The sequence below is a fragment of the Hydrogenophaga sp. L99 genome, assembly GCF_058731905.1.
Map to the genome: position 1 here is coordinate 990,888 of NZ_CM178972.1, position 16,866 is coordinate 1,007,753.

Annotated in this window: 18 protein-coding genes and 1 pseudogene; 9 read left to right on the top strand and 10 right to left on the bottom strand. The window is 63.4% G+C overall.

Annotated elements, in window-relative coordinates; translation table 11 throughout:
- The first annotated feature begins 22 nt into the window (after nt 1–22).
- Entirely contained in the window at nt 23–682 is a 660-nt protein-coding gene (locus AC4QBL_RS04765) for a hypothetical protein (RefSeq protein WP_472906658.1), read from the top strand.
- Between the two features lie 107 nt (nt 683–789).
- Nucleotides 790–1,062, top strand: a complete 273-nt coding sequence (locus tag AC4QBL_RS04770; protein ID WP_472906659.1) for a hypothetical protein — start codon at nt 790–792, stop codon at nt 1,060–1,062.
- A gap of 60 nt (nt 1,063–1,122) precedes the next feature.
- On the opposite strand, the gene AC4QBL_RS04775 is transcribed toward AC4QBL_RS04770, so the two are convergent.
- Complete coding sequence (locus AC4QBL_RS04775; RefSeq protein ID WP_472906660.1) at nt 1,123–2,112, bottom strand: NADPH:quinone oxidoreductase family protein; 990 nt, start codon at nt 2,110–2,112, stop codon at nt 1,123–1,125.
- A gap of 181 nt (nt 2,113–2,293) precedes the next feature.
- Between AC4QBL_RS04775 and surE the strand changes: the two genes are divergently transcribed.
- The 5 genes from surE to rlmD all read left to right on the top strand — a co-directional run bounded on the left by surE (nt 2,294) and on the right by rlmD (nt 7,264).
- The gene (gene surE / locus AC4QBL_RS04780; RefSeq protein ID WP_472901815.1) at nt 2,294–3,103 is read left to right on the top strand and encodes a 5'/3'-nucleotidase SurE; all 810 of its coding nucleotides are present in this window, start codon (nt 2,294–2,296) and stop codon (nt 3,101–3,103) included.
- 68 nt (nt 3,104–3,171) lie between these two features.
- Complete coding sequence (locus AC4QBL_RS04785; protein ID WP_472906697.1) at nt 3,172–3,957, top strand: protein-L-isoaspartate(D-aspartate) O-methyltransferase; 786 nt, start codon at nt 3,172–3,174, stop codon at nt 3,955–3,957.
- Nucleotides 3,958–4,038: 81 nt separating this feature from the next.
- The gene (locus AC4QBL_RS04790) at nt 4,039–4,935 is read left to right on the top strand and encodes a peptidoglycan DD-metalloendopeptidase family protein (protein WP_472906661.1); all 897 of its coding nucleotides are present in this window, start codon (nt 4,039–4,041) and stop codon (nt 4,933–4,935) included.
- Nucleotides 4,936–4,971: 36 nt separating this feature from the next.
- Nucleotides 4,972–5,757 carry a 3'-5' exonuclease gene (locus AC4QBL_RS04795; RefSeq protein ID WP_472901813.1) on the top strand — a complete coding sequence of 262 codons (786 nt, stop codon included), beginning with the start codon at nt 4,972–4,974 and terminating at the stop codon, nt 5,755–5,757.
- A gap of 37 nt (nt 5,758–5,794) precedes the next feature.
- The gene (gene rlmD / locus AC4QBL_RS04800; protein WP_472901812.1) at nt 5,795–7,264 is read left to right on the top strand and encodes a 23S rRNA (uracil(1939)-C(5))-methyltransferase RlmD; all 1,470 of its coding nucleotides are present in this window, start codon (nt 5,795–5,797) and stop codon (nt 7,262–7,264) included.
- Between the two features lie 15 nt (nt 7,265–7,279).
- On the opposite strand, the gene AC4QBL_RS04805 is transcribed toward rlmD, so the two are convergent.
- Both AC4QBL_RS04805 and AC4QBL_RS04810 read right to left on the bottom strand, forming a co-directional pair.
- Nucleotides 7,280–7,639, bottom strand: coding sequence for a Rieske (2Fe-2S) protein (locus AC4QBL_RS04805; RefSeq protein ID WP_472906662.1), 360 nt, complete (start codon nt 7,637–7,639; stop codon nt 7,280–7,282).
- 176 nt (nt 7,640–7,815) lie between these two features.
- A complete protein-coding gene (locus AC4QBL_RS04810) occupies nt 7,816–8,511 on the bottom strand; it encodes a Bax inhibitor-1/YccA family protein (RefSeq protein ID WP_472906663.1) in 696 nt (231 codons plus the stop codon).
- Between the two features lie 253 nt (nt 8,512–8,764).
- Here AC4QBL_RS04810 and AC4QBL_RS04815 point away from each other — a divergent pair, with 253 nt between their 5' ends.
- Nucleotides 8,765–9,172, top strand: a complete 408-nt coding sequence (locus AC4QBL_RS04815; RefSeq protein WP_472901809.1) for a GlcG/HbpS family heme-binding protein — start codon at nt 8,765–8,767, stop codon at nt 9,170–9,172.
- A 170-nt stretch (nt 9,173–9,342) separates the two neighbouring features.
- Here the strand turns inward: AC4QBL_RS04815 and hemP are convergent, their stop codons facing one another.
- The 7 genes and pseudogenes from hemP to AC4QBL_RS04850 form a co-directional block, all read right to left on the bottom strand.
- Nucleotides 9,343–9,543: a hemin uptake protein HemP gene (gene hemP, locus AC4QBL_RS04820; protein ID WP_472906664.1), complete on the bottom strand. Its 201-nt coding sequence runs from the start codon at nt 9,541–9,543 to the stop codon at nt 9,343–9,345.
- 36 nt (nt 9,544–9,579) lie between these two features.
- A complete protein-coding gene (locus AC4QBL_RS04825) occupies nt 9,580–9,999 on the bottom strand; it encodes an ExbD/TolR family protein (RefSeq protein ID WP_472906665.1) in 420 nt (139 codons plus the stop codon).
- Between the two features lie 18 nt (nt 10,000–10,017).
- Nucleotides 10,018–10,764 carry a MotA/TolQ/ExbB proton channel family protein gene (locus AC4QBL_RS04830; protein WP_472906666.1) on the bottom strand — a complete coding sequence of 249 codons (747 nt, stop codon included), beginning with the start codon at nt 10,762–10,764 and terminating at the stop codon, nt 10,018–10,020.
- Between the two features lie 26 nt (nt 10,765–10,790).
- Nucleotides 10,791–11,492 carry an energy transducer TonB gene (locus AC4QBL_RS04835; RefSeq protein WP_472906667.1) on the bottom strand — a complete coding sequence of 234 codons (702 nt, stop codon included), beginning with the start codon at nt 11,490–11,492 and terminating at the stop codon, nt 10,791–10,793.
- Nucleotides 11,493–11,823: 331 nt separating this feature from the next.
- Nucleotides 11,824–12,917, bottom strand: a pseudogene (locus tag AC4QBL_RS04840) (alpha-hydroxy acid oxidase).
- A gap of 62 nt (nt 12,918–12,979) precedes the next feature.
- Nucleotides 12,980–13,666, bottom strand: a complete 687-nt coding sequence (locus AC4QBL_RS04845; RefSeq protein ID WP_472906668.1) for a Fe2+-dependent dioxygenase — start codon at nt 13,664–13,666, stop codon at nt 12,980–12,982.
- 36 nt (nt 13,667–13,702) lie between these two features.
- Nucleotides 13,703–15,949 carry a TonB-dependent receptor gene (locus tag AC4QBL_RS04850; protein WP_472906669.1) on the bottom strand — a complete coding sequence of 749 codons (2,247 nt, stop codon included), beginning with the start codon at nt 15,947–15,949 and terminating at the stop codon, nt 13,703–13,705.
- A 325-nt stretch (nt 15,950–16,274) separates the two neighbouring features.
- On the opposite strand from AC4QBL_RS04850, the gene ahpC reads away from it, so the two are divergent.
- Nucleotides 16,275–16,838 carry an alkyl hydroperoxide reductase subunit C gene (gene ahpC, locus AC4QBL_RS04855; protein WP_472901802.1) on the top strand — a complete coding sequence of 188 codons (564 nt, stop codon included), beginning with the start codon at nt 16,275–16,277 and terminating at the stop codon, nt 16,836–16,838.
- Nucleotides 16,839–16,866 lie beyond the last annotated feature (28 nt).

Sequence of the window (16,866 nt, forward strand, 5' to 3'; positions counted from 1 at the left end):
CGATTTGCGAATAAAGAACGAAATGCAGCTCAAACCCCAAGACTTCCTGGTCGCCCTCAAGCTCGTGGCTTTGGGGGATCAGCGCTGGACCTATGCCCGCCTGGCGCAAGAGGTGGGTTTGAGCGCTTCAGAGGCCCATGCCTCGGTGAAGCGGGGTTTGCAGACGGGGCTGCTGGTGGACGCGGCCTTGCTGGCGCCGCCGCCCGCTGCGGCGCCGGGCGACCAGGAGGCCGCCGCCATTTACCGGGTGCGTGGCAAGTCGCGCCGCGCCCTGGCGGGGGTGGCCAGCAACGCCGACAACCCGGCGCGGGTACACAGCCGCAACCTGGCAGAGTTTGCGGTGCACGGCGCCAAATACGCCTTTGCGCCAGACCGGTTGCCGGTGACGGTGGGCGTACCCACGAGCCATAGCGCGCCCGCTTTCGCAGGCGTGTTTGCGCCAGGCTCTGACGACTGGGTGTGGCCGCACCCCAATGGCACGGCCCGCGGGCAGGGGCTGGAGCCCTTGCACCCGGCGGCACCTTTTGCCGCCATGCAAGACGCCAGGCTGTATGAAATGCTGGCCTTGTTTGATGCCTTGCGCGTGGGCCGCGCGCGCGAGCGCGGCATGGCGCTCAAGCGGCTGCCGCTGCTGATCTACTCCGACGGACCCAAGCCCGCAGACAGGCCCGTGCAGGGCTAACCCCAGCCTGGAATTGTTGTCTGGCATGGCCCACGCCATGGGGCTCGCTGTGCGAGCAGGGGTTGTTTGTGGGCGGCTGCGCCGCCGGCTTGCTGATATCTCAGCCCTTGCTCAGTGACGCACGCGCCACCGAAGACGTGGACGCGAGCGCGGAGCAGCCCGAAGGCCGCTGGCGCGCCTACAGCTTTGACGACATCGTGGCGCGCGACAAGGCCAGCCTCGACATCTTCTGGCTGAAGGACGACAGCCTGGCCGACAGCGACAACCTGCCGGCGCCGGCCGTGATCGCGCAAGAAATTGTGGAAGACCTGCAGGCGGCCCTGGAGCAGTTCAAGCTGATTGCCGGCGACCTGGGCGCCGATGTGGCCGAAGAGGTTTGAGCCGATGAGCGGTACGGTTCAGCGTGCCGCGTTTTCACGCTGGAGCGTGGGTGTTTGGCCTCAGGCGTTCACCATCACCAGTTTGCCTTTGACCGAGCGCGAACCCATGATGGCGTAGGCCCGGGGCAGCTCGCTCATGGGCAGTGTCTGGTCGATCACGGGTTTGATCTGGCCTTTGCCATACATCGTTGCCAGCGTTTGCATCATGTCTGCGTTGGCCTTGGGCTCGCGCCGGGCAAAGTCGCCCCAGAACACGCCGACGATGCTGGCGCCCTTGAGCAGGGTCAGGTTCAGCGGCAGGCTGGGGATGGGGCCGCTGGCAAAGCCCACCACCAGGTAGCGCCCGCGCCAGGCGATGGAGCGAAAGGCGGGTTCGGCGAAGTCGCCGCCCACCGGGTCGTAGATCACGTCGGGGCCTTTGCCGTCGGTGGCCGCCTTGATGGCGTCGCGCAAACCTTCTTTGGGTGTGTGCACGCTGTAGTTGATGGTGGCATCAGCCCCCAGCTGGCGGCAGAGTTCGCACTTTTCTTCGCTGGACGCTGCGGCAATCACCCGCGCCCCGGCTGCCTTGGCAATCTGAATGGCCGCGGTGCCCACGCCGCCTGCCGCGCCCAGCACCAGCACGGTTTCGCCCGCTTTCAGGGCGGCGCGGTCCATCAGGGCGTGCCACGAGGTGGCGTAAATCATGATGAAAGCCGCTGCGTCCACGGCCGGGAAACCGGCCGGCAGAGGCATGCACAGCGCGGCAAGTGCCAGCGTGTGGGTGCCAAAGCCGCCGGTGCCGCTCAGGCAGGCCACGCTTTGACCCACCTGCAGATGTTTCACGCCTTCGCCCACAGCGCGCACCACGCCCGCGTATTCCGAGCCCGGCACAAAGGGCAGCGCGGGCTTCATCTGGTATTTGTTCTGCACGATCAGCAGGTCGGGAAAGTTCAGGCTGGCGGCCTGGATCTCAATCAGCACCTCGCCCGCCTTGGGCTCGGGGGTGGGCAGTTCTTTCCAGGTCAGGGCTTCAACGCCCACAGGGTTTTCGCACAGCCAGGCTTGCATGGGTTGTTCCTCGTTGGGTTCGTTCAAAGCGGATCATGATAGATACGCAACCCCGGAGCGCCCCAGGGGGAAAGCCCTGTGCTTGTCCCTCGTGTGACGCGGGTGTGTCGGCCCATTTGCTGCGGCGGGTGTTCCATTGGAGCGGCGTCTCACCCCGGCGTAAGCACCTAAAATCGAGCACATGAAAATTCTCATCTCCAACGACGATGGATACCAGGCGCCCGGCATTGTGGCCCTTTATGAAGCCATCAAGGCGCTGCCCGGTGTGCAGGTGGAGGTGGTGGCACCTGAACACAACAACAGCGCCAAGTCCAATGCGCTTACCCTGCATTCGCCCTTGTATGTGCACACAGCCCACAACGGTTTTCGCTACGTCAACGGCACACCAGCCGACTGTGTGCACATTGCGCTGACCGGTTTGCTGGGTTACCGGCCCGATCTGGTGGTATCGGGCATCAACAACGGCGCCAACATGGGTGATGACACCATTTATTCCGGCACCGTCGGCGCGGCCATGGAAGGCTATTTGTTTGGCATTCCGGCCATTGCGTTTTCGCAGACCGAAAAGGGTTGGGCCCACCTGGATGCGGCAGCCCAAAAAGCCGCCCAGCTGGTCACGCAGCTCATGCCCTCGCTGCCCGAGGCTGCCCACCGCGGTGTGCCCTGGCTGCTCAATGTGAACATCCCCAACCGCCCGCTCGACGACATCAAGGGCTTCAAGGTGGCCCGCCTGGGGCGCCGCCACGCGGCGGAACAGGTGATTTCGCAAGTCAATCCACGCGGTGACACCATGTACTGGATTGGCAGTGCCGGCGCCGCCAAAGACGATGCCGATGGCACCGACTTTCATGCCGCCGCCCAAGGCTACGCCACCATCACGCCGCTGCAGGTGGACCTGACGGACCATGAGCGCCTGCCTTACTGGGCGCCCACAGCCGCGCATTTGTCGGCACCCGCAGAGACTCAGCCCCCGGCTGGAGCGCCTGCGTGAAGCGCAACCTGCCGGTGGCCCCCAGCGTGGCCAGCCCGGCCCGCGCGAGACCGAGCTTTCCAGCCAAGATGGCGTCGAGTGTGCAGCCTGTGGCGGCCAAGGCCAACGGCGGGCCCGCCCCCAAGGTCGTGGCATCGGCTGGCGCTGTGCAAGCGGGGGGCAAACCAGCGCAGCCCGGTGTCCAGCGCCCAGCGGTGTCTGCCGGCATGGGCATGGACTCGCAAGCGGTGCGTGCGGCCATGGTGCGAAAACTGCAAGCTCAAGGCCTGGCGCACCCGGCCGTGCTCGCGGCGCTGGCCGCGGTGGAGCGCCACCGTTTTGTGGACACGGCGCTGGCCAACCAGGCTTACGAAGACACCAGCCTGCCCATCGGCCTGGGCCAGACGATTTCAAAGCCCAACGTGGTGGCCCGCATGCTGGAGCTGATGTGTGAAGGCCGCACCGACAAGTTGGGCCGGGTGCTGGAGATTGGTACCGGCTGTGGTTACCAGGCCGCGCTGCTCAGCCATTTGTCACGCGAGGTGTACAGCATCGAGCGCCTGCGCGGGCTGCACGAGCGTGCCCGTGAGAACCTTCGCTGGTTTCGTCTGTCCAATCTGCATTTGCTGTTTGGTGACGGCATGCTGGGTTATGCCCAAGGGGCGCCTTATGCCGCCATCATTGCAGCCGCTGGTGGCAACGACATTCCACAAGCCTGGATCGACCAGCTGGCGGTGGGTGGGCGGCTGGTGGCGCCGGCCATGACGGAGTCGGGTCATCAAAACCTGGTGGTGATCGACAAGACCGCCAACGGCGTTGTCCGCACCGTGCTCGAAGCGGTGCTCTTCGTGCCCCTAAAATCGGGTGTCGCATGACGTTCTGCCTGCAGTAGGTTGGGCTTATTCTTTTTAGGGTGTGGTCAGTGGCCACGCCGGGTATCACAGGTGGGAGTTTTCATGAGCAATTTTTCGAATCTGGCGCTGGATCGCACGCGGCAGGGTGCCCGTCCGCACTGGCAGGGCGCTGCGGTGCTGAGCGTGTTGGCGGCGCTGCTGGTCGCGGCCGGGTGTTCCACCCAGCGACTGGCCCAGCCTGCTCCTGTCGAAGACCGGTCTTCGACCCGTACCGAGGTGAAAAGCCTGCCGGGCGCTGAAAACGCTGGCAAGCCGGGTTACTACACCGTGCGCCCCGGCGACACGCTGTTTCGCATTGCTCTGGACAGCGGCCAGCCTTGGCGCGACGTACAAACCTGGAACAACCTGAGCAACCCCAACGTGCTGGAAGTGGGCCAGGTGCTGCGCGTGGTGCCTCCAGCCGGCGTGGCGCCCGTGGTGGTGGCTGCGCCGGCCGCACCGCTCACGGCGTCCACCTCGGCCGTGACCAGCACGGGTGTGGTGGCGCGCCCGCTGGCGCCCGCCGGCACGGCAACGGCCAGCGTCACCCCCGCACCCGCGCCCGCTGCGGCTCCCGAGCCTGCTGGCGCCGACGACATCAACTTCGTCTGGCCCGCTCAAGGCACGTTGGTGGCCACGTTTGACGAGGCCAAGAACAAAGGCGTCTCCATTGCTGGCCGCGTGGGCGACGCGGTGGTGGCCGCTGCCGACGGTCGCGTGGTGTACGCTGGTGCCGGTCTGCGGGGTTATGGCAACCTGATCATCTTGAAGCACAACAACACCTACCTCACGGCCTATGCCCACAACCAGGCCTTGCTGGTGCGCGAAGACCAAGCCGTCAAGCAGGGGCAAAAAATCGCCGAAATGGGCAGCAGCGACACCGATCGCGTGAAGCTGCATTTTGAGGTGCGCCGCCAAGGCAAACCCGTCGATCCGCTCAACCACCTGCCCAAGCGCTGAGCGGGTTGTATTGAACACAACGACAGGCTGAACACCATGGGCTGGCCTGTCCTTGTTTTCGACATCGAATCCATCCCCGACATCGCCGGTCTGCGCGCCTTGCGCGGCGAGCCCGCTGAGGCCTCCGATGAGCAGGTCTACGCAGCCTGGCTCGCTGAGCGCAAGGAAAAGGGCCAAAGCGACTTCATGCAGCTGCACCTGCAGCGCGTGCTGTGCATCAGCGTGGTGTTTCGAAATTCAGAAGGTTTGCGCATCCACTCGTTTGTGGACCGCGACGACCAGAGCGAAGGCAAGGTGGTTCAGACCTTCTTCCACGCGGTTGAAAAACACATGCCGCAGCTGGTCAGCTGGAACGGCAGCGGTTTTGACTTGCCGGTGCTGCACTACCGCGGTTTGCGCCACGGCGTTGAGGCCAGCAAATACTGGGACATGGGCGAAGACGACCGCGAGTTCAAGTGGAACAACTACATCAGCCGCTACCACATGCGCCATCTGGATCTGATGGACTTGCTCGCCATGTACAGCCCCAAGAACAACGCGCCGCTGGACGCCATGGCCAAGTTGTGCGGCTTTCCCGGCAAGCTGGGTATGGATGGCTCCCAGGTGTATGCGCAGTACCTCGCGGGGCAGACCGATGACATCCGGCGCTACTGTGAAACCGACGTGATGAACACCTACCTCGTGTATTGCCGCTTCCAGAAAATGCGTGGCGGGCTCACCGAGGCCGAATACGAGCAGGAAATAGCGCTGGTGAAAGAAACCTTGGGCCAACTTGCGCCCATGGAGAGCCATTGGGACGAGTACCTCAAGGCCTGGGTCTGAGGCGTTTTAAAGTTTGGGCCTCTGAGACAATCGGGGCATGACCGCCTCTACCCTTCACGAAAACAGCCTCCTCACCACCGCCAGCGACAACCCGCAGGCCTCCCCCACCGAAGCGCTGCCCCACGGCTGGCTGGCCGTCGAATCGCTGGACATTGACGCCCAGGGCATCGCCCGCCGACCCGACGGCAAGGTTGTCTTCATCGAAGGCGCACTGCCGTTTGAAGTCGTCAGCGTCAACATTCACCGCAAGAAAAACAACTGGGAAGCCGGTACCGTCACCGCCATCCACCGCGAATCTTCGCAGCGCGTGCGCCCAGGCTGCCCCAACTTCGGCCTGCATGCTGGTGCCTGTGGTGGCTGCAAGATGCAGCACCTGCACGAAACCGCCCAAGTGGCCGTCAAGCAGCGGGTGCTGGAAGACAACCTGTGGCACCTGGGCAAGGTGAAGGCCGAAACCCTGTTGCGTCCCATCGAAGGACCGGCCTGGGGCTACCGCTACCGGGCTCGGCTGTCGGTGCGCCATGTGCACAAAAAAGGCGAGGTGCTGATTGGCTTTCACGAGCGCAAGAGCCGCTACGTGGCCGACATGAAGGTCTGCCATGTGCTCCCGCCGCATGTCAGTGCCATGCTGATGCCGTTGCGCGATCTCATTTTTGGCATGGACGCGCGCGAGACTTGCCCCCAAATTGAACTGGCCTGCGGCGACGACGTGACCGCCCTGGTGCTGCGCCATCTGGAGCCCTTGTCGGAAGACGACCTGGCCCGCCTGCGCGCTTTTGCCGTGCAGCACGGCGTGCAGTGGTGGCTGCAAGCCAAAGGCCCCGACACCGTGAAGCTGCTCGACGAGGGCGGCCCGGCGCTGTGCTACCGCCTGCCCGAATTTGGCATCACCATGCCGTTCAAGCCGACCGATTTCACCCAGGTCAACCCGCACATCAACCGGGTGCTGGTGGCGCGCTCGCTGCGGCTGCTGGACGCGCAAAAGCACGAGCGTGTGATCGACTGGTTTTGCGGGCTCGGCAACTTCACGCTGCCCATTGCCACCCAGGCTGGCGAGGTGCTGGGCATTGAAGGCAGCGAAGCGCTGGTGGCCCGTTCCCGCGACAACCTGGCAGGCAACCAGGCCGGGCGTTTGGCACCCTTGGCGCCCACGGCGTTTGTGGCGCGCAACCTGTTTGACATGACGCCAGTGCTGCTGGTGGCCGACGGCACCGCCGACAAATGGCTGGTGGACCCGCCGCGCGAAGGCGCTTTTGCCTTGGCCAAGGCCCTGGCCGACCTGCATTTGCATCCCGAATTGCGTGGCAGCTGGACGCCACCCAAGCGCATTGTTTATGTGAGCTGCAACCCCGCCACGCTGGCCCGTGACGCCGGCTTGCTGGTGCACCAGGCGGGTTACCGCTGCGTGGCGGCGGGGGTGGTCAACATGTTCCCGCACACGGCCCACGTGGAGAGCATGGCGGTGTTTGAGCTCGACGAAACCCGGGCGGCTGGTCCAGACGCCTGAACGCAGCGCCTGCGCTCAGGACCTGCGCGCCGCCTTGTCCTGGGCGTTGGGGTCGGTGGGAGGGGCGCCAGCAGACGGTTCGGTGACCGACTGAGACGGCGCCGGCTCTGAGGGCATGCCGACAATCTCGTTGTCGCGCATGTACTGGTCCATTTCTTTCCAACCCGCGAACACGGCGGCTTTGCCCGCTTTCGGGTTGCTGCCAAAGCACGACTCGATGCTGCGCACCGCATGGCGGCAGGCGCTGCCAATGGCCTTCGCTTCGGCCTCTTTTTTGGCGTTGATCTGCGTTGCCGTTTCAATGCCCAGGGCCTCGCAGCCGGACAGCAGACTGGCGATGGCGAGCAGGCAAAGAGAGCGGGTGGTGTGGCGCATGGTGAGTCCGGCAGGTTTGCTTTCTTTTTCGGCCTTTTCTGTCCAAACTTGATAGCGTCGAGCGATCCATTTCCCCATGTGCCCGCCGAAGACGCCAAACACCGCAAACGGACAAAGAAAAAGGACCCGAAGGTCCTTTTTCAGCGTGCCTGCTGCCGGCTGGCTTTCTTGAGCGCTTAGTCGCGCTCGCCGCCAAAAATACCCAGCAGAGCCAGCAGGCTCTGGAAAATGTTGAACAGGCTCAGGTAGAGACCCAAGGTCGCGCTGATGTAGTTGGTTTCGCCACCGTCCACAATGCGCTTCAGGTCGTACAACAGGTACAGGCTGAAAACGATGATGGCCAAGGTTGCAATGGCTGCCATGCCGGCGGTGCTGCCCACGAAAATGTTCACGACGGCACCCACCATAATGGCCAGTGCGCCCACAAACAACCACTTGCCCATGCCCGACAGGTCGCGCTTGATCACGGTGGACAGGTTGGCCATGACGAAGAACACGCCGGCGGTGCCGCCAAAGGCGGTCATGATCAGGCTGGAGCCGTTGCTGAAGCCCAGCACGGCACCGAGCATGCGCGACAACATGAGACCCATGAAGAAGGTGAAGGCCAACAGCACGGGCACACCCGCCGCGGTGTTCTTGGTTTTCTCGATGGCAAACATGAAGCCGAAGGCGCCACCCAAGAAGACGATCAGACCCAGGCCCCCCGTCAAGCTGGCGGTGATGCCGGTGGCCACACCGATCCAGGCACCCAGCACCGTGGGCAGCATGGACAGCGCGAGCAGCCAATAGGTGTTGCGCATCACTTTGTTGCGCTCGACTGACGAGGCGACGGCGCTACCGAAGCGGCCGCTGTTTTGAACGTGGTCGGTCATGGTGGTGATCTCCTTCATCATCTGACTTGCTAAAACAAACCGTTGCCAAACCCGCAGGTCAACAACGCTCTCCAACCTATTGTAGGGTGCCGCCTACCGCACAACGCCGTTCGGGCAAAAGCTCCATTTTTCGTAAGGTCACTTGTGACCTCAAAGCGCCCAATGCACGCGGTATCGTGGAAACCCTGTGGCTGAGCGTTTAAGCTCAGTCCTTGTTACGCCAATTACGACTCAACAACCTCGGAAAAAGTTCATGAAAAACAAAGCCGTCCTCGAAATCGCTGACATCAAACAGATGGCCGCTGCTGCTGAAGCTGAAGCGCTGCAAAACAAATGGGCCGTGACCATTGCCATCGTGGACGACGGTGGCCACCTGCTGTGGCTGCAGCGGCTGGACGGCGCCCCGGCCATTTCTTCACACATTGCACCCGCCAAGGCGCACACGGCCGCGTTGGGCCAGCGCGAAAGCAAGGTTTATGAAGATGTGATCAACCAGGGTCGTGTGTCGTTCCTGAGCGCGCCCGCCGTGTCGGGCATGCTGGAAGGCGGCGTTCCCGTCATGAAAGACGGCCAGTGCATCGGTGCTGTGGGTGTGAGCGGCGTGAAGTCGAGCGAAGACGCGCAGATTGCCCGCGCGGGCATTGCTGCACTCGGCCTGTAAGCCGCAGGGGCGGCTGGCCCCTGAAAACATGACGGGCTATCGAAAGTGCTAGAAAAGCACTTTCCTGGCTGGCCCAAAAAACGACGCCGGCGCCTGAAAAAGCGCCAGGTCGCCCCACGATCAAGATGGGTTGCGTGCTGCTTTTGCCGCTGGCTTCGGCTTGCGCAGCTTCATTTGGTCAGGATCAGTTTGCCAGCCCGTGTGCTTTGCAGGCGGTAAACGGTCCCGTTGTGCTCAATCACCACCGTCTTCTCCCCACGCAGCAGGTCTTGGCTGGGCAGTGCGGTGGCTGCGGTGGCTGCGGTCGAGCCTGACCGCCTTGGCTCGGCAGACGCTGCCAACGGCCCGCTCGTCTCGTTCGGTTGACTCATGCTGTCTGTCTTTTCAGGGTTGGCGTTTTGCATGGCTCACGGCCCGGGCGCAGTGGGTTCGGTGATGAAGCCGATCTTGCGTACACCGGCGCGCTGCGCAGCCGCCATGGCCAGGGCCACGCGCTCGTAGCGCACCGCTTTGTCGCCGCGAATGTGCAGTTCGGGTTGCGGCGTTTGGGCCGCAGCCAGCCCCAGGCGGTTGGCCAGAGCGTCGTCGTCCACCTTTTGCTCGTTCCAGAAATAGGCGCCGTCTGCGTCAATGGCCAAACGGATGTTCTCCGGTTTGTCTTGCACCTTTTCGTTGCTGGCGTTGGGCAGGTCGATATTGACCGCGTGTTTGATCACCGGCACGGTGATGATGAAAATGATGAGCAGCACCAGCATGACGTCGATGAACGGGATCATGTTGATCTCGCCCAGCATGGCGTCGCTGTCTTCCTGGGTTCCAATGGCCATGGTCGTGTCTTAAAAGGTTCAGGCTTTTTTCATGGGCAGCACCTTGCCGTCACCACCCGCCGTGACGCGGGCACCGGTGACAAAGTAAGCGTGCAGGTCGTGCGCAAAGCGGTTGAGCTTGTGAACGATGCCCTTGTTGCCGCGCAGCAGGGCGTTGTAGCCCAGCACCGCCGGAATGGCCACCACGAGGCCCAGGGCGGTCATGATCAGCGCCTCGCCAATGGGGCCTGCTACCTGGTCGATGCTGACCTGACCCGCCGCACCGATGCCCAGCAAGGCGTGGTAGATACCCCAAACGGTGCCGAACAAGCCCACGAATGGCGCGGTGGAGGCCACCGAAGCCAACACCGACAAGCCGCCCTGCGCGCGGGCCTGGAAGTCGTCCACACTTTTGCGCAGTGAGCGCTCCACCCAGTCGCTCACGTCCAGCGTGTCGTGCAGCTGGCGCACGGGGGGGGAGCCGTTGTGGCCGTCTTTGTGCAGGATGTGGCGCGTGGCTTCACGGCCTTCCATGGCCACAGCCCGAAACGGATTGCCATCGGGCTCGCCGAGCTTGTCCAGGCCTTCGGCAAAGTCGGCGCTGTGCCAGAAACCCTCAACGCCTTTGGCCTGGGCGCGTTGGGCGCGTTGGTCCAGGGCCTTCCACAAAATGATGATCCAAGTGGCCAGCGACATGACCAGCAGCACCAGCGCGACGCTGCGGGTGACCCAGTCACCCTGCGTCCAGACGTGGGCCAGGCCCGAGGTGGCGAATTGCGTTTCCATGGTTTCAAGCTCCGGGAGAAAAGGGGTTATTCAAGAACAAAACTGATCGGCACGTTGAACCACATGGCCTCGGCCACGCCGTTGCGTTTGCCTGGCGCGTAGCGCCATTTCAAAACCGTTTGCAGCGCGGTCTGGTCCAGCCGGTCGTAGCCGCTGGAACTGCGTATTTCGGCTTTGCTGGCCGCGCCGTTGGCCTCAATGAACACGCGCACCACCACCTTGCCTTGTTCGCCCAGGCGCTTGGACAGCGGCGGGTACGGCGGCCGCGGGTTGTTCAGGTAGTCGGCGCTGCTCGAAGGCAGTTCCACGCGGGGCGGCGCCGGGGGTGCCGGCGGCGCCGGGGGCGCCGGTGCTGGCTCGCTCACGGCCGCCAGCAGGGCAGGTGGTGCGGGGTCCGGCTGCGTGGCGCCTGTGGGTGCATCGAGCGCGGGTGTGGGGCTGGTTAGGGCCACGGGCTGGGGGGTCGGGGTTGTCGCCGGTTTCGGCTGTTTGGGTGCCTGGCTCACCGGGCGAGCTTTTTCGGTGGGCGGTGCGGGCGGCAGGGGGGTGATCTCGGGCTGTGGCGCCTCGATCAATTCGGCCATCACCAGCGCCGGCATCACCTTGGCCACGGCGCGGTGCAGCAGGCCGCTTTGCAGCGCCCACAGCCCAGCCACGTGAAAGCCCAGCACCGCCGCAACGATAAGCAGGCGGCGCTGAACGGGGGGGCGTGGGGCTTGGAAAGGCATGGGGCTGGGGAAGGGCGCAAAGCTTGCGCTGGCGGCGGTCATAGTTTAGGCGTGCTGGTGGGTGGTGTCAGGGGGTGTGGCGCTTGGGGCTGTTGACCGGGCGCAAGACCCAGCGCAGCGCCGCGAGCAGGATCACCAGACTGACGGCAAGCATTGTGAGACCAGTGGCCATGGCGGTTCCTTGGTGCGGTGGGGTTGTGCAGGTGTGGTGGATAGAAGTAGTTCATTCTACATGAGAATGATTCGCAATAAATGAATAAGGAGGGATGAGACGTGTTTTCTGGTCTGCGGGTAGGCTCTTACAGCCACGATCCGACTGTTCGCAGGTGCGTCAAGCCAGTGTCAGGTGGGCATCGTCCAGCGTACGGCATCCGGTGAGCGCCATGGCGATCTCCAATTCATCACGCAAAAGCCGGATCACGTGGGCCACGCCGGTGGCGCCAGCGTTGGTGAGTCCGTGCAAGATGGGGCGGCCAACCAGCACGCTTGACGCGCCCAGCGCCATGGCCTTGAGCACGTCGGTGCCCCGGCGAATGCCGCCGTCCACCAGCACCGGCACGTTGCCCTGAATTGCTTGGACCACGCGCGGCAGCAAGCGGGCGGTGGCGGGCACCGTGTCGAGCGTTCGCCCGCCGTGGTTGGACACGATCACACCGGCAGCGCCGCAGCGAACGGCCTCCACCGCATCCGCCGGGTGGGTGACGCCCTTGAGCAGCACCGGCAGATGCGTGATGGAGCGCAGCCAGGCCACGTCGGTCCAGGTGGGCGCGTGCGTGAGAAGACCATCGAACAGCGCGCTCTGCCCGGGTTGCAGCGGCGCGGCCGCAGGCGCGTTCATGCCGATGAGATTGACCGCAGTGACGCCAGCCGGTGTGTGAAAACCTGCGCGGCGCTCGCGGTCTCGCACACCCTGCACGGGCGCGTCCACCGTCAGCACCAGAGCTTCGTAGCCCGCTGCAGCTGCGCGCTGCACCAGCTCGCGGGTAAAGCCGCGGTCAGGTTGCAGGTACAGCTGGAACCAGAGCGGTCCGCGGTCAGCGTCGGGCAGGTAGGTGCGGCCACGTCCTCCAGGCGGGTGCTGGCCTGGGTGCTCACCACCAGACCGGCACCCAGCGCTGCAGCGGCCAGAGCGGTGGCGTGTTCACTCTGTGGGTGGGCCAAGCTTTGGTAGGCCATGGGCGCCACCAAAATGGGGTGCGCCAGCGTGCGGCCCAGCAGCGGTACCCGGGTGTGGCCGCCCGCCAGCGGCCGCAGCACGCGGGGCAGCAGCTCCAGGGTTTGCCAGGCCAGCGCATTGGCCCGCAGCGTGGTTTCGTCGGCTGCGCCGCCATTGAAGTAGGCCCACACCGTCTCGGGCAGCAGCGTTTGGGCGTGCTGTTCGTGGTCAAGCAAGCACACCAGCCCTTGAGGCAACGCACGGCCCATTGGGCTGTTGGGCTGATCTGCCGCTGAGCCCGGGTCGGTGTTGACCGGTTGCATGGGCGCACTCATGTGTCCGCCCACATGCGCAGCAGGTTGTGGTACGTGCCCGTCAGCGCCGTGGTCTCGGGGTTTTCGCCGTGCTGTTGGCGCAGTTTGAGCAGGTTCATGTCCAGGTCAAACAAGAGCCGGCGCTGTTCGTCGCTGCGCACCATGCTTTGAATCCAGAAAAAGCTCGCCAGGCGTTGCCCGCGCGTCACAGGCCGCACTTCGTGCCGGCTCGTGCCGGGGTAGAGCACCGCGCTGCCGGCCGCCAGCTTGATGCTTTGTGCGCCGTAGGTGTCGTGCACGGTCAGTTCGCCGCCGTCGTAGTCGCCAGGTTCGCTCAGGAAGACGGTGCACGACAGGTCGGTCCGAACGCGCTCGGCGGTTTGCTTGGAATGCACAATGGCACCGTCAATATGAGGCCCGTAGTGGTTGGCTTGCCCGCTGTAGCGGTTGAACAGCGGGTTGAAAATTTTGTGCGGCAGGGCCGCTGAAAAAAACAGCGGGTCGGCCTGTACCGCTTGCAAGATGCGTTGCTGCAACTGGATGGCCAATGCGCTGTCTTGGGCCAGTTGCTGGTTGTTCTTCTGGGTCACGGCCTGTCCACCCGCACTCGATGCGCCTGAGACCCAGGGCGCTTGCGGTCCCAGGTCGGAGCGAATCAAGGCGAGTTCCCCGGGATTCAAGAGATTTTTCAGGACAAGGATCATGTTGCGTGTGGCGCAGGCCGTGGGCTTGGGGGACGTTCAGAACAAGGTCTTCAGGCTCAACTGGACGCTGCGCGCAGCGCCCGGCACATAGAAGCCCCGGTACAGCGAGTCGGCATACAGCTTGTCGGTCAGGTTGGTCACGTTGAGCTTGACGGAGGTGCTGTCCGACACCATGACCTCGACCATCGCGTCGGCGGTGGCAAAGGCCTTGGCCATCAGCGAGCGCTGACCTTCAGGGTTCTGCTCCCCACGGTAGTTCAGGCCCGCGCCCACGCGCACCCGGGGCGTTACGCGGTAGGTGGTCCACAAGCTGGCGCTGTGCTTCGGCGTGAGTGCGGGGCGGTCGCCGGCTACTTGCGCCCCTGTGCCTGTCCCGTTGGGTGCTACGTTGCTTTCGTCAATGCGGGCGCTTGGAATCCAGGTGTGGTTGTAGAAAATGTCCCATTTCGGGTTGATGCGGCCCGACAGGTTGAATTCCATCCCGGTGGCGTGGCGCTTGCCTGAGAGCAGGTATTGCGTGGCAGCTGTGTCTGAATCGGTGTTGCGCTCGTTGAATTTCTCGGAACGGAACAAGGCCACGCCCAAGCTTGCACGGTCTTCAAACAACTCAAACTTGCCGCCGATTTCGATGTTTCGGCTCTTCTCCGGTGGCGTGTTGGACAGTTTGTCGTTGTTGCTCCCGGGTGCAAAGCTGCCCAGTGCAAACTGGTAGGTGTCGCCCGAGGTGTTGTACGAAGTGCCGGCTGAGGCGTAGTAAGACGCGGTGGTGCTGGGCTGGAACAGCACGCCCAGGCGCGGGCTCCACAAACCTTCGCTGATCTCTTTGCTGTTGCCGGCGGTGTCGCGGTAAGCGCCTTTGAATTTGTCGTAGCGCAGGCCGCCCAGCAGCTTGAGCTGGCGGGTGATCTCCACCGTGTCCTGCAGGTACAGGCCAACGCCGCTGGCCTTGAACGTGTTGAGCAGCGGATCGCCACGCACCACAGTGCTGACCGCGCCGTCGTTGGGCGTACCGACCAGGGTGGTCAAACCGCTCGGTGTGCCGGCAAAGCTGTTGTTGCGCTGGGCGTTCTCGTAAGACAGGTCCACGCCAGCCATCAGGTTGTGCTGTTTGCCGAACGCGGAAAACCGGTTGGTGTAATCGCTCTGAACCTGCGTCAGGTCGCTGATGCCCACCCGGCCTTTGGGCGTGCGGGTGATGACCGTGGCGTCGTTCAGGTTGTCGATGGTGGTGCCCGAAGCGAAGCGCACCACACTGGCCCACAGGTCACGCTGATAGGTTCCGTGCCGCACCTGGGTCTTGAGTTGGCTGTTTGGGTCAAACCGGTGCAGGTGGCTGAAGGTGGCGTAGGTGCTTTCGGTCTTCAGGTAATCACTCGCCAGGCCGTAGTAGTTGCTGGCCGGCAGGCTGGCCACGATCTCGTTGTTGACGATGAACCAGGGGTGGTTGTAAAGCGGCGTGCCATCGGTTTCCAGGTGGTACAGCCCCACGGAGAACTCATCTTTCAAGCCAATACCCCAGCGGTAGGTGGGTGCAATGCCTTTTTTGTTCACGGTGGCGCCGTCGTTCTCGGCGCTGTGCAGCATCGCGTTGAGCCGCAGGGCTGCGTCGTCGCCCGTCTTGATGTTGAAGTCGCCGGTGAGGCGGCCTTCTTTGCCGGTGCCCACCGTCAGGTTCACCTCGTGCTGGTCCATCAGAAACGGTTGTTTGCTGACCTGGTTGACCACACCGCCGGTGGAGCCTTTGCCAAACAGCATGGAGGCCGAGCCTTTGAGGATTTCAACCCGGTCGTGGTTGAAGGTGTCCCGCTCGATCAGCGGTGCGTCCCGCAGGCCGTCCACGTAAATATCACCTGCCTGGCCAAGCGAAAACCCCCGCATGCGCACGTCCTCTTCGCCGGTTTCCCCGGCCAGAAAGGTGACGCCAGCGGTGGTTTTGAGCACTTCCCGGAAATCGTCCAGGTTGCGGTCGTTCAGCAGCATCTCGGTCATCACCGTGACCGACTGCGGAATGTCGCGCAGCGCTTGCTGGCCTTTGCCGATGGTGCTTTCGGTGGCGCGCAGGTTGTTTTTGGACTGGGGCGTTTCAGCCTGCTCGCGCACCACCACGGTTGACAGCGTTTTTTCGGACCCATCGGGTGCGGTTTGTGCCATGGCACCGACAGACCCGGCCAGCAGCATGGCCCCCAGGGGCAGCAAGGCGGCGTTGCTTTTCGCTTGTGGGGATGGGGTCGAGTTGGCTTTTTGGGCGGGGACGGGGCTGAAGCGGTTTTTCCGGTTGGACATGGTTGCGTTGGCAGTCGATCAGGTTTTCGGCTGGCTGGAACGCACGGCATGCGGCGCTGTGGCTGGCTTGAGGATGTAACTGTATAAGAAATGCGAACGATTCGCAATAAGATAAAGTAGTTTCGGATCGCTTGTCGCGCTGCCGCCACACAGAGCGAGTGGGACTGCTCCAGAGGTTTTTCGGCTTTGTATGTTGCATAGCAACAAAATCTATGAGGTGCATAGAGACTATCAATAAAGATAATCAATAGTTTTGAGCTATGATTCGTTCATCGCCACAAAGCGAAGCGTTTCTTCAATCTTTTTAACCAACCTAGGAAACTCCATGTCTCTGATCAATACCGCAGTCCAGCCTTTCAAAACCCAGGCTTTCCACAACGGCAAGTTCATTGAAGTCTCTGACGAAAGCCTGAAAGGCAAGTGGTCGGTCCTGATCTTCATGCCGGCCGCGTTCACCTTCAACTGCCCGACCGAAGTGGAAGACGCTGCTGACAACTACGCCGAGTTCCAGAAAGCCGGCGCCGAGGTCTACATCGTCACGACCGACACCCACTTCTCGCACAAGGTGTGGCACGAAACCAGCCCCGCCGTGGGCAAGGCCAAGTTCCCTCTGGTGGGCGACCCAACCCACACCCTGACCAACGCGTTTGGTGTGCACATTCCTGAAGAAGGTCTGGCCCTGCGCGGCACGTTCGTGATCAACGCCGACGGCATCATCAAGACCGCCGAGATCCATTCCAACGAAATCGCCCGCGACGTCAAGGAAACCCTGCGCAAGCTGAAGGCCGCCCAGTACACCGCCGCCAACCCCGGCCAAGTGTGCCCAGCCAAGTGGAACGAAGGCGCCAAGACGATCGCTCCTTCGCTGGAACTCGTCGGGAAGATCTAAGCACCCCCGCGCCGCGCCTGCGGCGCGT

Coding starts and splice junctions, on each gene's coding strand:
- AC4QBL_RS04795 (WP_472901813.1), top strand. CDS start 4,972: ATGGGCTGGCCTGTCCTTGTTTTCGACATCGAATCCATCCCCGACATC.
- AC4QBL_RS04765 (WP_472906658.1), top strand. CDS start 23: ATGCAGCTCAAACCCCAAGACTTCCTGGTCGCCCTCAAGCTCGTGGCT.
- AC4QBL_RS04775 (WP_472906660.1), bottom strand. CDS start 2,112: ATGCAAGCCTGGCTGTGCGAAAACCCTGTGGGCGTTGAAGCCCTGACC.
- AC4QBL_RS04830 (WP_472906666.1), bottom strand. CDS start 10,764: ATGGAAACGCAATTCGCCACCTCGGGCCTGGCCCACGTCTGGACGCAG.
- AC4QBL_RS04845 (WP_472906668.1), bottom strand. CDS start 13,666: ATGATCCTTGTCCTGAAAAATCTCTTGAATCCCGGGGAACTCGCCTTG.
- AC4QBL_RS04825 (WP_472906665.1), bottom strand. CDS start 9,999: ATGGCCATTGGAACCCAGGAAGACAGCGACGCCATGCTGGGCGAGATC.
- surE (WP_472901815.1), top strand. CDS start 2,294: ATGAAAATTCTCATCTCCAACGACGATGGATACCAGGCGCCCGGCATT.
- AC4QBL_RS04810 (WP_472906663.1), bottom strand. CDS start 8,511: ATGACCGACCACGTTCAAAACAGCGGCCGCTTCGGTAGCGCCGTCGCC.
- AC4QBL_RS04815 (WP_472901809.1), top strand. CDS start 8,765: ATGAAAAACAAAGCCGTCCTCGAAATCGCTGACATCAAACAGATGGCC.
- AC4QBL_RS04835 (WP_472906667.1), bottom strand. CDS start 11,492: ATGCCTTTCCAAGCCCCACGCCCCCCCGTTCAGCGCCGCCTGCTTATC.
- AC4QBL_RS04805 (WP_472906662.1), bottom strand. CDS start 7,639: ATGCGCCACACCACCCGCTCTCTTTGCCTGCTCGCCATCGCCAGTCTG.
- AC4QBL_RS04850 (WP_472906669.1), bottom strand. CDS start 15,949: ATGTCCAACCGGAAAAACCGCTTCAGCCCCGTCCCCGCCCAAAAAGCC.
- rlmD (WP_472901812.1), top strand. CDS start 5,795: ATGACCGCCTCTACCCTTCACGAAAACAGCCTCCTCACCACCGCCAGC.
- ahpC (WP_472901802.1), top strand. CDS start 16,275: ATGTCTCTGATCAATACCGCAGTCCAGCCTTTCAAAACCCAGGCTTTC.
- AC4QBL_RS04785 (WP_472906697.1), top strand. CDS start 3,172: ATGGCGTCGAGTGTGCAGCCTGTGGCGGCCAAGGCCAACGGCGGGCCC.
- AC4QBL_RS04790 (WP_472906661.1), top strand. CDS start 4,039: ATGAGCAATTTTTCGAATCTGGCGCTGGATCGCACGCGGCAGGGTGCC.
- hemP (WP_472906664.1), bottom strand. CDS start 9,543: ATGAGTCAACCGAACGAGACGAGCGGGCCGTTGGCAGCGTCTGCCGAG.